The organism is Methylococcus capsulatus str. Texas = ATCC 19069 (assembly GCF_000424685.1).
In the GTDB taxonomy this organism is placed as follows: Bacteria; Pseudomonadota; Gammaproteobacteria; order Methylococcales; family Methylococcaceae; genus Methylococcus; species Methylococcus capsulatus.
This window is the reverse complement of record NZ_AUKJ01000020.1, coordinates 111,348-125,411: the sequence shown is the minus strand read 5'-3', so window position 1 is coordinate 125,411 and position 14,064 is coordinate 111,348. Positions and strand designations below refer to the sequence as shown.

Annotated in this window: 9 protein-coding genes; 5 read left to right on the top strand and 4 right to left on the bottom strand. The window is 64.6% G+C overall.

Annotated features, from left to right (window positions below):
* Nucleotides 1–60: 60 nt before the first annotated feature.
* Entirely contained in the window at nucleotides 61–2,970 is a 2,910-nt protein-coding gene (locus H156_RS0109300; protein ID WP_017365259.1) for a PKD domain-containing protein, read from the bottom strand.
* A 241-nt stretch (nucleotides 2,971–3,211) separates the two neighbouring features.
* Here H156_RS0109300 and H156_RS0109295 point away from each other — a divergent pair, with 241 nt between their 5' ends.
* A complete protein-coding gene (locus tag H156_RS0109295) occupies nucleotides 3,212–4,624 on the top strand; it encodes a DNA recombination protein RmuC (RefSeq protein ID WP_193375383.1) in 1,413 nt (470 codons plus the stop codon).
* 4 nt (nucleotides 4,625–4,628) lie between these two features.
* On the opposite strand, the gene H156_RS0109290 is transcribed toward H156_RS0109295, so the two are convergent.
* Nucleotides 4,629–6,539, bottom strand: coding sequence for a DCC1-like thiol-disulfide oxidoreductase family protein (locus H156_RS0109290; RefSeq protein ID WP_017365258.1), 1,911 nt, complete (start codon nucleotides 6,537–6,539; stop codon nucleotides 4,629–4,631).
* Nucleotides 6,540–7,220: 681 nt separating this feature from the next.
* Here H156_RS0109290 and H156_RS0109285 point away from each other — a divergent pair.
* On the top strand, nucleotides 7,221–8,831 hold the full coding sequence (locus H156_RS0109285; RefSeq protein WP_017365257.1) for a MutS-related protein: 1,611 nt from the start codon (nucleotides 7,221–7,223) through the stop codon (nucleotides 8,829–8,831).
* Nucleotides 8,831–9,601 carry a hydroxyacylglutathione hydrolase gene (gene gloB / locus H156_RS0109280; RefSeq protein WP_017365256.1) on the top strand — a complete coding sequence of 257 codons (771 nt, stop codon included), beginning with the start codon at nucleotides 8,831–8,833 and terminating at the stop codon, nucleotides 9,599–9,601. The genes H156_RS0109285 and gloB overlap by 1 nt, the downstream gene beginning before the upstream one ends.
* Here the strand turns inward: gloB and H156_RS0109275 are convergent.
* Nucleotides 9,598–10,995: an amino acid permease gene (locus tag H156_RS0109275; RefSeq protein WP_017365255.1), complete on the bottom strand. Its 1,398-nt coding sequence runs from the start codon at nucleotides 10,993–10,995 to the stop codon at nucleotides 9,598–9,600. The two genes, gloB and H156_RS0109275, sit on opposite strands and share 4 nt — an antisense overlap.
* Before the next feature lie 177 nt (nucleotides 10,996–11,172).
* Between H156_RS0109275 and H156_RS0109265 the strand changes: the two genes are divergently transcribed.
* Nucleotides 11,173–11,421, top strand: coding sequence for a hypothetical protein (locus H156_RS0109265; protein ID WP_017365254.1), 249 nt, complete (start codon nucleotides 11,173–11,175; stop codon nucleotides 11,419–11,421).
* A gap of 107 nt (nucleotides 11,422–11,528) precedes the next feature.
* A complete protein-coding gene (locus H156_RS0109260; RefSeq protein WP_017365253.1) occupies nucleotides 11,529–12,560 on the top strand; it encodes a cytochrome-c peroxidase in 1,032 nt (343 codons plus the stop codon).
* On the opposite strand, the gene H156_RS0109255 is transcribed toward H156_RS0109260, so the two are convergent.
* Nucleotides 12,557–13,876 (bottom strand): YfiM family lipoprotein, encoded by a 1,320-nt coding sequence (locus tag H156_RS0109255; protein WP_017365252.1) that lies wholly within the window; start codon nucleotides 13,874–13,876, stop codon nucleotides 12,557–12,559. The two genes, H156_RS0109260 and H156_RS0109255, sit on opposite strands and share 4 nt — an antisense overlap.
* Nucleotides 13,877–14,064 lie beyond the last annotated feature (188 nt).

Sequence of the window (14,064 nt, the reverse complement as noted above, 5' to 3'; positions counted from 1 at the left end):
GGTCTTTCCGTTCGCGGCCGCCACCTGGGCGGGCCGCGAACGGTGCCGGCTCCTGGTTTTCTACCGCTCGAAGCTCTTGCTCAGGCTGTGGCAGAGATTGCACGCCACCGGCTGACCCGCTTTGATGCTGACGGTTTTGCCTTCCACCGAAAACCTGCGGTCGGCGGCGGCGCGCGAGAGGACGGTTCCGAGATGATCGCTGCCATGGCAGGCACCGCAGGTGCCGCCACCGGGCTGCCGGTTCTGGTTTTCCGCCAGATCCCCGTGGGCATCGCCGTAGAAGCGGCTGTCATTGACCAGGTGCATGCCGTGAGGCCCCCCTTGGGTGCTGCTTGGGAGGCTGCCGGCCGTGTGACAGGTGTTGCACTCGGCGATCGTGCCGGTGTGGCCCTGCAACTGCACGGCGGCCAGGTTGTCGTTGGCATTGGCCGTGGCATTCGGCCACTCCGCGTGGGTCGCGCCGTGGCAGCCTTCGCACATCACCCCGCCGTGGCCAGTACTGACCCGATACAGCTTGGGATTACCCGCGCCTGGGTTGTTGAAGCCGTTGAACTGGGCGGGAATGGCCGGCTCGGCGAAGCGCTTGTTGCTGGGTACGATGGGCGTGGCCTTGGCATCGCCCGTGCGGAAGGCCTGGCGCAGGCGGATGCCGTCCTTGTTGCCCTTGCTGTCGACCTTGTTGACGATCACGTTGGCCGAGCCCGTCAGGTTGCCATTGGCGTCGCCCGTGTGACAGGAGCCGCAGCCGGGTTCGTTGGCCCAGGGTACCCGGGGCTGGCTGCTGGCCGGATCGTAGAAGTTGCCCTGGTTCAACACGAAGGCTCCAGGGTTGGCGGGGGAGACGCCGGTGGAGAAGTCGGCGCCGATCTGCTTCATGTCGCCGTGGCAGTCGCTGCACAGCATGCCGCCGTTGAACATGGCGCCGCGCAGGCATTTGGTTTCCTTGCCCGGATGGCACTGGTAGCAGTTCTGTTCCAGCGCCGTCAATCGTTCGGCCTGATTCCGGATGGCGCCGGTCGCAGGATCCTGGTCGGGTGCCGGAATGGCCGTGAACAGGTTGGTGAAGGTGCCGTGGTGGTTGTGCATCACCCGTGAATTGCTCTGGTGTGCCAGCTGGTTGCGGCCGTTGGCGGGGCTGCCGATGGCGCCGGCCTGGGGGCCGACCTGTGCCAGGTCCAGGGCCGGGGTGTAATGGCAGCTCTGGCATACCACCGGCTTGTTCTGCACCACCGCCTTGTAGGTCAGGCAGTTGGCATCACCGTTGGAACTGGCAGGGAGGCCCGACTTGATATCGCAGGGCGTTTTCGCGCCGGTGGGATCGACGTAGTTCGCGCCCTGGCGGAGGTCATGCAGGCGCAGGATGTTGATGTCTGCGGCGTATTCCACGCTGACCTTGGTGGGGTTGTTGGTGTCAGGGTCCTGGACCCTGGTGGCGACTTCCAGGCCGGCGCCCCGCAATGCGTCGGTCGGCCAGCTGGACCGGCTGTTCGCGACGTCCGCGGGGTCGGAATGACAGTTGGTGCAGCTCGCTTCGCTCGATACCGGGAGCACCGTATCCACGGTGGCAAGCACGGTAGTGCCGCTCTTCGCCTGCACTCTCACCAGCGGGAAAGGGTTCTGCCGGCCGAAATCATCGAACGGCGCCAACGGGATGCCTGCTGCCTCGAACCAGTTGACGCCGTTCGCGACGTAGCCGAAGGGGAAATTCACGAACATCGGCTTATCGGTGTAACGCTCTTCGACGCGCTGCGGAGCGTTGGCGGCATACGGACTGGAGAATCCCGGCATCGCATGCTGGGCGACGGCGAGCCGTTCGTCGCCGCTGTTGACCCTGCCGTCGCTGCCGATATAGAGCTTTTCCGCGTTGGGCACCGGCAACCCTTTGTCGACGGGCACCAGATCGGCCAGTCTCGTGCCGGCGGGAAGATTCAGCGGCGGCTGGTCCAGGGGCGGATAGAAGGCATCATAGGCGCCATTGACGACGCTGTCCCAGAAATTGGTTTTGAAGGTCGTGCCGTCCGCGGCAATGCCGTTGAACAGATCGTTCCGGGACAGGATGGGGTCTTTGGGGTTCGATACCGCCGAATAATAGAGCTCGACCCCCTGTGGGTTGATGACCGGTTTCGCGCCTTTCTGGATGACCTGGCCGAGCATCACCTGGAAGGGCGGCAGGATGTTGACGATGCGGGTGTCGAGATCGACACAGTGCATGCCCAGGTCATTGACCGCCAGCACGCTGTAGTTGCCGCTGGTGACCTTGGACGGCTCGGGCACCGGGGTGGTGACCTTGGCCAGCGAGGCGGCACTGGTGGAATTGATCGAACCGGCGGAGGAGGCGGGCGGCGCGGCGACGGTGACCTGGACCGTATCGGCGGCGCTGGTCGCCCCCTTGTCGTCGGTGACGGTGAGCGTGAAGACATACGTGCCCGCGGTCAGGATGACGCCGGGGCTGACCGTGTCGGCGGGATCGGGATTGCCGGTCCATTGGTAGGATGCGATGCTGCCGTCCGGATCGGAAGAGCCGCTGCCGTTGAGGGTAACGGCGATGCTGCTCTGGCCCTGGGCGAGGGTGACGGCCTGGTCGGGGCCCGCGTTGGCAACCGGCGGCTGGTTGGGGGCGCTGCCGGAGCAATCGGCGGGAGCATTGGCCACGTCGCGCTCGGTCGCCGAGTCCTTGGAGGTCGCCCGAACGCGGCAGGGCACGGCCGCGGGTTTCGAGAGCGTATTGCTCCAGGCGCCGCTCTTGCTGGCCGTCACAGAGGCGAGTTTCGCGTTGGTTCGGGCATTGTACAGGGTGACCACGGCCCGGTTTTCGCTGGTCCCGGCCAGGCTCAGGCTTTTGGTCTTCGCATTCCAGGATGCCGAGGTGATGGTCAGGTCCTTGGCCTGGACCATGCCGGCGAAAGCGGCAATGGAGACGGCGAGCACGCTCGCGATCCCCTGTTTGAAACGGTGGTTTGTCGTATACATTAGTGTACTCCCCTTCTTTCGTTCGGGCGCCGCCGCAAAGAACGGGCGGAACCCCTTGTTTTGCTGTCGATGCGCCGACAGGATGTCCCCTAATCCAATGTTCCGGCATTGATGCCGGTCAAAGATTTATTCGGAATTTCTGATGCGCCAGAACGCACCGACGCTTGGAAACGGTTTGGCAGCGATACGCCATGGCCTTGGAAAGATTAGACAATATTTATATTAATGAAAGGTGATTGGGTTGACTGGAGCACTTGCCCCGTATCTCGCCGTTGCAGTTCTCGCAGGGATCGTCCTGCCGTTGTGGATTTGCCTGTTTCTTTGTCTGCGCCAAGGGCGGCGACTGGCGTCGCTCACATCCGAGCGTGAACACATGGAGCGCCTGCTGCGCGAGGAGCTGAGCCAGCTCAGGGCAGAGATCGGCCGTGCATCCCGCGACAGCCGCGAGGAGATCGGCGGGGCGATCGGCCGGTTCCAGATGGCGCAGCAGGATCAGGCCGAAAGGATGCGGCTGCTGATGGACGAAAAGCTCGTTCGGGTCCAGGCCGATGCCCGGGATGGACGGGAGGAGATGAGCCTGGGGCTGAAGCGCTTCGGCGAAGTGCAGAAGGAACAGCTCGACAGCGTCGGCCTGCTGCTGAAAAACCAGCTCGAAACCCTCGCCGGGACGAACGAGAAGAGCATCGAACGTCTGCGCCTCACCATCGAGGAAAGGCTGCAGGCGCTGCAGCACGACAACGGCCAGAAGCTGGAGCAGATGCGCCAGACCGTCGACGAGAAGCTCCACAACACCCTGGAGCAGCGGCTGGGCGAGTCGTTCAAGCTGGTCAGCGAGCGCCTGGAGCAGGTACACAAGGGCTTGGGGGAGATGCAGTCCCTCGCCTCGGGGGTGGGGGACCTGAAGCGGGTGCTCACCAATGTCAAGACCCGCGGTACTTGGGGCGAGGTGCAGCTCGACGCCCTGCTGGAACAGATATTGACTCCGGAGCAGTACGGCAAGAACGTGCCGACCCGACCCAACGGGGCGGAACGGGTCGAGTTCGCGATCCGGCTGCCTGGACGGGATTCGGGCGATGCGCCGGTGTGGCTGCCGATCGACGCCAAATTCCCCATCGAGGATTACCAGAAGTTGCTGGATGCGCAGGACGGCGCGGATCACGCCGGCATCGAAGCGAGCGGCAAGGCGCTGGAACAACGCCTGAAGAACGAGGCCCGGACGATCCGCGACAAATACGTGGAGCCGCCGCACACCACCGACTTCGCCATCCTCTACCTGCCGATCGAGGGGCTGTACGCCGAGGCCCTGCGCCGGCCCGGGCTGGCCGAAACCCTGCAGCGCGACTACCGGGTGACCCTGGCCGGCCCGACCACCCTGGCCGCCATGCTGAACAGCCTGCAGATGGGTTTCCGGACCCTGGCGATCGAGCGGCGCTCGTCGGAGGTATGGACCCTCCTCGGAGCGGTCAAGACCGAATTCACCAAATTCGGCGATGCCCTGGCCTATACCCGCAAGAAGCTGGAGGAGGCCACCAGCTCCATCGACAAGGCTGAAACCCGCACCCGCGTGCTGACCCGCAAGCTCAAGGAGGTCGAGGCCATCCCGGCGCAGGAGGCGGGGTGGTTGCTGCCCTCGACGGCGGAGGCGGACGACTGAAGACTCAGTCGGCGCTCAGCGCCTCCAGGTCGCGGTCCAGCTCCAGCCGCATCTCGCCGTCGCGCCACACCGCCCGGCCGACGTCCTCCCAGGGTTGGGCGAGGTTGTACCGGCGCAGGCCCGGCTCCCAGTCCATCGGTGCTTTGACCGTTTTGAGCTTGAGCACGAACGTGGTCCGGTTCAGATCCAGCCCGAGGCGGGTGCCCCAGAACGCCGTCACCTTGCGCACGAATTTGTCCAGTCGGCGTGGGTCCATGTGTCGGGTCACCGCGACGTTAGCCCACATGGAATGCACCCGGCCCCAGTTCGGCGACACGATCCGGCCCTCCTCGTCCACGAACGGCAGCCAGCGTTCCTTGCCGTCGGAGTCGAGATGGACGATCCCCAGTATGTGCTCGTAGCCCTGGAAATGGTCGTGCAGGTAGAGTGGATGCGGGGTGATGCCCAAGAACGTGTGGGAGGCCGAAATCAGCGCATTGCTGAGCATCGTCAGCACCTGTCCGGCTTCGTTGGCCTTGGTGTCCACGCCCAGTCGATAGAGGATGGCGTAGTGCAGGGTGCAGTTGAGTTGCAGGATCAGCACGACGACCAGCATCCGGCTGATGCGGTTGGCCCGCTGCTGCAGGCTGCCGCCGACCCATCGGCCGATGCGCTGGGCCAGGTCGGGCTCCGTCCGGCCCGGCGCCGGCGCGCAGGACGCGTCGCAGCCCAGCCGGACGCGGTTGTCGGCGATACGCCGGTAGACCCGGTCGGCGATCGTAGCGAGGCCCGGCAGCCGCATCGCCAGTCCCGCCAGCGCTGGATAGCGCATGGCGACCAGGATGCGGGCGTAGGTCGCCACCCCCGAATAGCGTCGCCCTTCGCGGTCGACGGCGTAGAGATCGCCCAGCAGGTCCCGTTCGGGAATGTCCTCGAGAGGGGGTGCCGTCGCGGCGTGGGTCTGCAGTCCGCGGAATTCCACGGCGCGGAACACGTCGAAATGCTCGATGGCGAGGACGGTCTTGAGGCACAGCGGGCAGCGCTCGTCGTAGAACACCTGCAACGCCGGCTCCGCCGGGCGCAGGGTTCGCCCGAGGGTCCGCCACCAACGGAACGGCACCATCAGGAAATAATGCACCAGCATGCCGAAGCCGAACGGGTAGATGTTCAGCGACACGATGATGCCCGCGTGCAGCGATAGGCCGACCAGCATCAGGGGCACGCGGAAGCGGCGGAAATACAGCAGGAACAGGAAGGCGAACTGGAACGCGATGATGGTGTAGCCGATCGCCCGCTGCAGCGGCTCGATCTCCAGCAGCCAGCCCATGTCCAGCGGCGACATGTAATAAGGCAGCGAGGAGGGAAGCCAGGGCCCCAAGCCGTTGCGCCAGAACTCGGCGAATAGCTTGTGGATCACCGAATCGAAATAGATGAAGCCGAGCGACACCGCCAGCGGCAGGAAATAACACAGCACCGGCACCGTCCGCGGCAGGGCGTAGCACCGATCCACCGTCGAATGGCGCCAGGCGAGGCGCAGCCGGTCCAGCGACCAGGCGCGTTCCGAGGGCAGGAAGATCAAGAGCAGGCTCGATCCCAGCATGAGCTGGTCGAAGCCGCCGTCGAAGTCCTTCCACATCGGCGTGAACACCGTGAACACCAGCCAGAACAGGTAGTTGGCGATGGCGGCGAGCCGGGTGTACAGTCCCAGCGCCAGGCACAGCGCGGCGATCGCCCACAGCACCAGGAACAGATGGACCGAGGGCGAAGCGATGTCCAGGTAGGGCACCGGATCGAAGATCAGCTGGCGGAAGTAATACAGGAAACAGATTTCCTGGAACGCGACCAGTCCGAACGCCAGCCGGAACAGGCCGAGGCCGGTGGCCGGCACCTGCTTTTCCAGGCCGCGCAGGACGAGATTGAACAGGGCTTTTTGCATAGGGGCTCTTCAAGGGTTCGCCGGATTTTCCGACGCCGGATGCGGGAATTCGGGCGGCTAATGGTATGCGCAGGCGGGGGGCGCCTCAAGTTCGGATCGGCGGGAGTCCAGGGATCAATGCTTTCTTCTCTCGGGTTCGCAAGCGCCCGGTCGATCTCGGTCTCAACGAGGAACGGGCGGAGCGTGCCCGCCGGTCGACCGATGACCTGTCCGGGGTTGTCGAGCCCTGCTTGCCGAATTCGTCGAACGCGAGTTGCAATGCCGGCCCGAACAACCTCGACGCGTCGAAGCGACCGTTGTCTCGTGGAATGACTTCGAGGAAAAACACGGTTCTTTTGCCGACGAGCATTCGACGTTCCGATGGCCCAGTTCGATGTCCGCCGAAATACCGGCCGCCCGCACGGGGACGCCGTCCCGTCTTCGCTCTTCGACGATTGTCGGCGCAGGGTCGTGGTGCCGCTGGTGCATCGGTGGCGGTAGCCCGATTGGGGGAGCGGGCAGGATCGTCATCGGCTATCGGAGACCAGATCATCGGGGCCACGGACCCGATGCCGAGCCGGGCTTGGCGGTAAGCCGTATCTGGAAAACGGCTGCCGAGAGGATGGCCGAGCCTGTGGCTTTTGCCTTCCTTTGCCCAACCGGTTCAAAATTGCACTTTGTCAGTCGAGCGAGGGCGGTACAGTGGAATCCATCGATATCCGGGGCTACCCGACGATTTTGAAATCCGACGGCAGGGAACCGCCCAAGATCCCTTCGGTCGCGCCGGGGCGGACCGGCGCGGCGGTGCTGGACGAACAGGCATTCCGGGTCATCGAGGTGGACAAGCTGTTCGAGGCCGCCGATCATGCCACCACGGCCATCGGGCGGGCCGTGCTGTACCGCTCCCTCGCGCAGCCGCCGGTCGACGCCGGGCTGATCCGCGCCAAGCAGGAGGCGGTGCGGGAACTGGAGCGGAACGCTGAGCTGCGGGCGGGACTCGAAGTCCTGCTGGCCGAAGCCGCCAAGCTGGAAGGGGAGTTCTACAATCTCCTCTACGCCCAGTTCCTGGGGCTGATCGGTTCACCTGCGCATCCCCTGGAAATCGACGGCTACGGCTACGCCACCTATATCAAGGGCACGCGCTTCATGCTCGAGCTGGTCGAGCGCGCCAACCGTTTGCCCGAACCGGACAGCGCCTATCTCAAGGCACTGGTGCGGGAAGTCCGCGATTTCGCCCGCTCACGCGCCTACGCCCTGATGAAGGGGCCGGTGTACCGGACCGAGAGGCGGGTCTGCACCCGGGCCGAAAAGGGGTGGTTCACACCGGGCATCCGGTTTCGGCCGTCGCTGTTCAAGCCGGTCGGCCTTACCGTCACGGTGCTGCTGTTTCTGGCCGCGATCGAGTTTTTGCCGTTCGCGCTGGACATTGCGGCGTCGATCGCGCCGGTGTTCTGGCTGTTCCTGCTGCCGATCGGCTTCGTCTACGTGCCCATCGTCGGCGGCATGGACCGCGATGGCATCATCTATCCTCTGCGCGAGGTTTACCGTCGCTCCGAGGAAGTGCAAGCCACGCTGGATACGCTGGGCCAGCTCGACGAGCTGATGAGCTTCGTCCGGTTCCGCGAGTCCTTCGGGCATTTCATGACGCTGCCGGCCATCCTGGACGGGGAGCGGCACCGGATGTCGCTGCGCGGGGTGCGCAATCCGGTGTTGGCCAAGAACGATCCGCTCTATGTGCCCAATGACATCGACCTGACCGAGCAGCGGCTGACTTTCATCACCGGTCCCAACAGCGGCGGCAAGACCGCGTTCTGCAAGACCCTGGCGCAGGTCCAGATCCTGGCGCAGGCCGGTTGTTACGTGCCGGCGGAGCGGGCCGAGCTGACCGTCGCCGACCGGGTGTTCTACCAGGTGCCCGAGATCAGCCATCTGACGGACGGCGAAGGCCGCTTCGGTACCGAACTCAAGCGGACCAAGGACATCTTCCTGGCCTCGACGCCGCGCAGCCTGGTCATCATGGATGAGCTGTCGGAAGGGACGACCAACGAGGAAAAGATGGACATCTCCGTCGCGATCCTCGACGGCTTCCGGGAAAAGGGCAACACCACGGTTCTCATCACCCACAACCATGAACTGGTGGACGTCTACCAGGGGAGGCGGATCGGGCAGGCGCGGCAGGTGGAATTCCGCAATGAACAGCCGACCTACCGCCTGATCGAAGGGGTGTCGCGGGTCAGCCATGCCGACCGCATCGCCCGGAAGATCGGTTTTTCCAGGGAGGACATCGCCAGATACCTGCAAGGCAAGCCCTGATGCTCGAAATCCTTCAAATCCCCGTGCTCGAAGACAACTATGTCTATCTCCTCCACGAGCCCGGCAGCGGCGCCACCGCGGCGGTGGATCCGGCCGTCGCCGGGCCGGTGCTGGAGGCGCTCGATGCCAGGGGCTGGCGGCTCGGCCATGTACTCAATACCCATCACCACGGTGACCACGTCGGCGGCAATCTGGAGCTCAAGGCGGCGACCGGCTGTACCATCGTCGGCGCGGCAGGAGATCGCCACCGCATCCCGGGAATCGATGTCGCGTTGAAAGACGGCGAGGAATTCCGGCTCGGTTCCGCATCGGCCCGGATGCTGGATGTCCCGGGGCACACTTCCGGCCACGTCGCTTTCTGGTTCGAGGACGATGCCGCGCTGTTCTGTGGCGACACGTTGTTCGCGTTGGGCTGCGGCCGTTTGTTCGAGGGCAGTGCGGAGCAGATGTGGCGTTCCCTGGAGCGGCTGCGCGCGCTGCCGGCGGAGACGAAGGTTTTCTGTGCCCATGAATACACCCAGGCCAATGCCCGATTCGCCGTGACGATCGAGCCCGGCAACGTCGCCTTGCGCGAACGCGTGGAGCGGGTCGAGGCCTTGCGGCGTGAGGGGGCGGCCACCGTACCCTCCATCCTGAGTGAAGAGCTGGCGACCAATCCCTTCCTGCGGCCGGAAAGCCCCGAAATCAGAGCGAGGCTGGGTTTGCCCGGTGTGCCGGAGGTGGAGGTGTTCGCAGAAATCCGGCGCAGGAAGGACGTTTTCCGAGGTTAGTCCGCCAGCCTGCTGTGGCGGTAGGAGTAGGCGAAATAGATCCCGATCCCCAGCAGCAGCCAGACCACGAAACGCAGCCAAGTCAGGGCCGGCAGGAAGGCCATCAGGGCGCCGCAGGAGAGGGCGCCCAGGATCGGAAACCAGGGCACGACGGGTGTCTTGAAGGGCCGGTGGAGCTCCGGCCGGGTGACGCGGAGCACGATCACACCCAGGCACACCAGGACGAAGGCGAAGAGGGTGCCGATGTTGACGAGTTCGGCCAGTTCGCCCAGCGGCACGAAGCCGGCGACCAGGGAGATGAACAGGCCGCACAGGACGATCACCCGTACCGGGGTCTGGGTGCGGGTGTTGACGGCGGAAAACCAGGGCGACAGCAACCCGTCGCGGGACATGGCGAAGATGATCCGGGTCAGCGCGTAATAGAGCACCAGCATGACCGTGGTGAGCCCCGCGATCACTCCCGTGGCGACCAGCCCGGAAGCCCAGCGGATGCCCAGCAGCTGCAGCGCATGCGCGACCGGCGAGGAAACGTTGAGTTCGGTGTAGGGCACGACGCCGGTGAGGAGTCCCGCCACCACGATGTAGATCAGGGTGCAGAACACCAGCGAACCGATGATGCCGATCGGCACGTCGCGCATCGGGTTGCGCGCTTCCTCCGCGGCGGTGGAGACCGCATCGAATCCCACGTAGGCGAAGAACACGATCGAAGCTCCGGCCAGCACGCCGGTCGGTCTGCCTTCGGCATCGTGGCCGAACCAGCCGAACGGCAGGAACGGATCCCAATGGGCGGGATCGACATGGGCGCTGGCGACGGCGACGAACACCGCGATGGCCAGTACTTTGACCGACACCATGACGGTGTTGAGGCGGGCGCTCTCCTTCACTCCGGCGATGAGCAGAGCCATCAGCAGGATGATGATCGCCGAGGCCGGCAGGTTGATGATCCCCCCCTTCTCGGGCGCCTTGGTCAGGTAGTCCGGCAATTCCAGACCGACGGCGGTCAGCGCGTTGGCGAAATAGCCCGACCAACCGTTGGCGACCGCGGCCACCGAGATTGCGTACTCCAGAATCAGGTCCCAGCCGATTATCCAGGCGATCAGCTCGCCGAAAGCCGCGTAACTGTATCCATAGGCGCTGCCGCAGCCGCCGACGCAGGCCGCCAGTTCGGCGTAGGCCAGGGCGGCGAAGGCGCAGGCCAGTCCGGCGAAGACGAAGGACAGAACCACGGCGGGGCCGGCCTGGGTGGCGGCGGCGATGCCGGTCAGCACGAAGATGCCGGTGCCGATGATCGCGCCGATCCCGAGCAGGGTCAGGTCGAGCGCGCCCAGACAGCGTTTGAGGCCGCCGCCTGAGCAGTCGTCAGTGGAAACTGCCTTGGTTCGAAAGATTCGCATGTCGCCTCTCCGTATCTTTTTTTGGAAGTCTGGGGCGATTATGCCTGAACCAGCACATCCGCCGAACGGTGCTCGCGGTTCGTCAAGGTGAAATGTTGCAAGACGTTGAAATCCTTCATCGGGACACCATGTCAGAGCCATGAGACGCCCACGGTTTGCGGGCGAGGAGAATTTCCGATGACTATCGAAATCACGATGTATCTGCTGTTCCTGGCGGTGGGCTTCGGGCTGGGGGTGGTGGTGAGCCTGAATCTTTCCGCCCAGCGGCTGGAGAAGCGCATACAGCGGTTGACCGAGCCGGCGCCGCCGCGTGTCGAGATCAACGTCAGTGAAGAACTGGTGGCACGCTATCTCGATTCCTTCGATCTGGTCGCAATACCGAAGGACTTGGTGGTACGGGTGGGGCAGGCGCCGACCCGGCACTGACCTGGCGGCGTGGCGGTTGCAAACTGGCGCGTAATTCCCTATAAGAACGCGCTGGACCCGGCGATACCGCCGTTTGAAAACAACACCACACCGAGGAGGAAGTCACCATGTTCACTCTACGTTTGCTGACCGGCGCCCTGGCCCTGGCCGGAGCGTCGGCGGCGGTTGCCGACTGGCAGGCACTGCCCGCCAAGGCTCCCGAACCTGCGGCCAATCCGAGCACCCCGGCCAAGGTGGAACTGGGCAAGATGCTTTACCTGGACCCGCGCCTGTCCTCCACCGGCACGGTGTCGTGCAATTCCTGCCACAACGTGATGCTCGGCGGCGAAGACAACCGCGGTGGTTCGGTCGGCGTCCACGGCCAGGTCGGCGGCCGCAGCGCGCCGACGGTCTGGAACGCCGCCTTCAATTCCGTGCAGTTCTGGGACGGCCGCGCGCCCAGCCTGGAAGCGCAGGCCAAGGGACCCGTGACCAACCCCATCGAGATGGGCATGAAGAGCTGGGACGACGTCGTGGCCCGGCTCAAGGCCATTCCGGGTTATCCCGAAGCCTTCGCCGCTGCCTTCGGCAGCGGTGATGCGGTGACGGCGGACAATGCCGCCAAGGCCATCGCCGCCTATGAGCGCACTTTGATCACGCCGAACAGCCCCTACGACAGGTACGTCGGCGGCGACAAGACCGCCCTGACCGAACAGCAGGTGCGGGGCATGAACACCTTCGCCGAGACCGGCTGTTCGAACTGCCACAGCGGCCCGGCGTTCAATGGTCCAACTCTGCCGGAGGGAACGCCGTTCTTCATGAAGTTCCCGACTTTCGAGAACGGCATGTTCGAGGCGAAATACGGATTCTCCCGGGACAAGGGCCGGGCCGAGGTCACCAAGAAGACCGAGGACGAACATTTGTTCAAGGTGCCGACCCTGCGCAACGTCGCCCTGACTGCGCCGTACTTCCACAACGGCAAGGTCAAGACGCTGGACGAGGCGGTGAGGGTGATGGCCAAGCTGCAGCTCAACAAGGACTTGAGCGATCAGCAGGTCGCCGACGTGGTCGCGTTCCTGAATGCGTTGACCGGCGAATTCCCCAAGCAGCAGATGCCGCAGCTGCCCGGTTTGCCGAACGGAACCTTCGATTACGACTAAGTTCCGTCCGCTTTCTCGGCACCAGGAGCCAGCCCCTCGGGGCTGGCTTTTTTGTGAGTGATGGCCTGGGAGTCGGGGGCGGTGTAAAGTGAAAGCCGGTCGATCCGCTCGTCGATGAGCTGGGTCAGCCGTTCGAACTGTGGGCTGTAGACATCCCGGAACCGCTCGAAAAACTCGGCGCCACGAAGGCGCTCCGGCAAGTCTCCCACATTCGGCATGAAGACCGCATCGTCGGTACTGGCGGCCAGTATCCCTTGGATCCGTCGGGCATACTGCGGCTGGGTCGCGCGTTTGCCGAACACCGTGCCGGCGCGGTCGGCGGCCAGGTCGGTAAAGCTGAATCCGCTACCGCTGTGTGTGTCGTTCAATTCCTTGATCAGACCGATGGCGTCGGTCAGGGTGCGCTGGCCCGCCAGGGCGAAAGCGGCGGAGGTCATGAAATGCCTGCCGAGGTCCTGCCGTCCCTGCAACAGCACGGACCGTACCGGCAAGGGCTGAGCATCGCCGTCCGAGCCGCTCATCAGGTCATAGCCGTTCACATAGGCCGCCAACAGCAAAATGACCGCCCGGTTTTCCGCTGCCGGATCGGTGATCCCGGACCTTTGCGCCGCCAGCGCGAACAGCGCCCGCGTCAGTATCCCCAGACGGATGAAGTGACGGGTGTTGGATTCGCTCAGCGCATTGGCGAGCCGGTCATGGTAGGAGCGAATCCGTTCGGCGCCGGCGGCTTCGGTGATCAGCGCGCGAAGACGTTCTGCCGTCTGTGATTCGCCGGTGAAAGTCAGTTCCAGCTTCCCGTCGCGTATATGCGCCGACAGGATGAGACCCTGGTCGCCCGGCACGTTCGGCAGCAAGCCCTTCTTTTCCATCTGGTGAATCACGAAGGCGTTTACCACCTTGGGCGGCAGAGGGAGCGACCCCACGCGCAGGCCGGTCACGGCGGGCAAGGGATCGCCGTCCTCGACGGTCAGCCGGATGTTCAGGAACCAGCCCGCCAGGTAAGGGAGCCGCAGGGTGACGGTCGCGGCCAGACACCCGCCTTGCATGTCGGTGCGGATGGCGCCGTCGAGTTTCTTTCGGGCCATCAGGTCGTTGACCGCGGCTTCGATGTCGCCGGCAGTCAGGTGAACCGCTCTTGCTTCTCCGCCGCGCTTGCGTGCCCTGAGCAAGTCCTGTCCGTCATAGGCATGCGAGGCGGGGAGCGGAGCGTTCACCAGCGGGTTCGGCTCCAGGGCGGACCATAGTGCCGCCATGGGTAGCACGACGAGCGCGACCAGGATGCCGCGGACGATTGCCGCTCGGCTGGGACGTTTCACGACATGATTTCGTTGGCGAAGGCGAGGGTGGCCATGGGGACGAATTTTCCGTTCGCAGGGATATTAACGAGAGTGTGGCTGGTCAAACGGTTGCGATACGGAACCGAAGGACCTCCAAGATAGTGCGGGGCCAAGGGAATCGCAAGTGAAACCGTGGCTCGCGGGCTGTGTAAATTGCCTTGCCACCG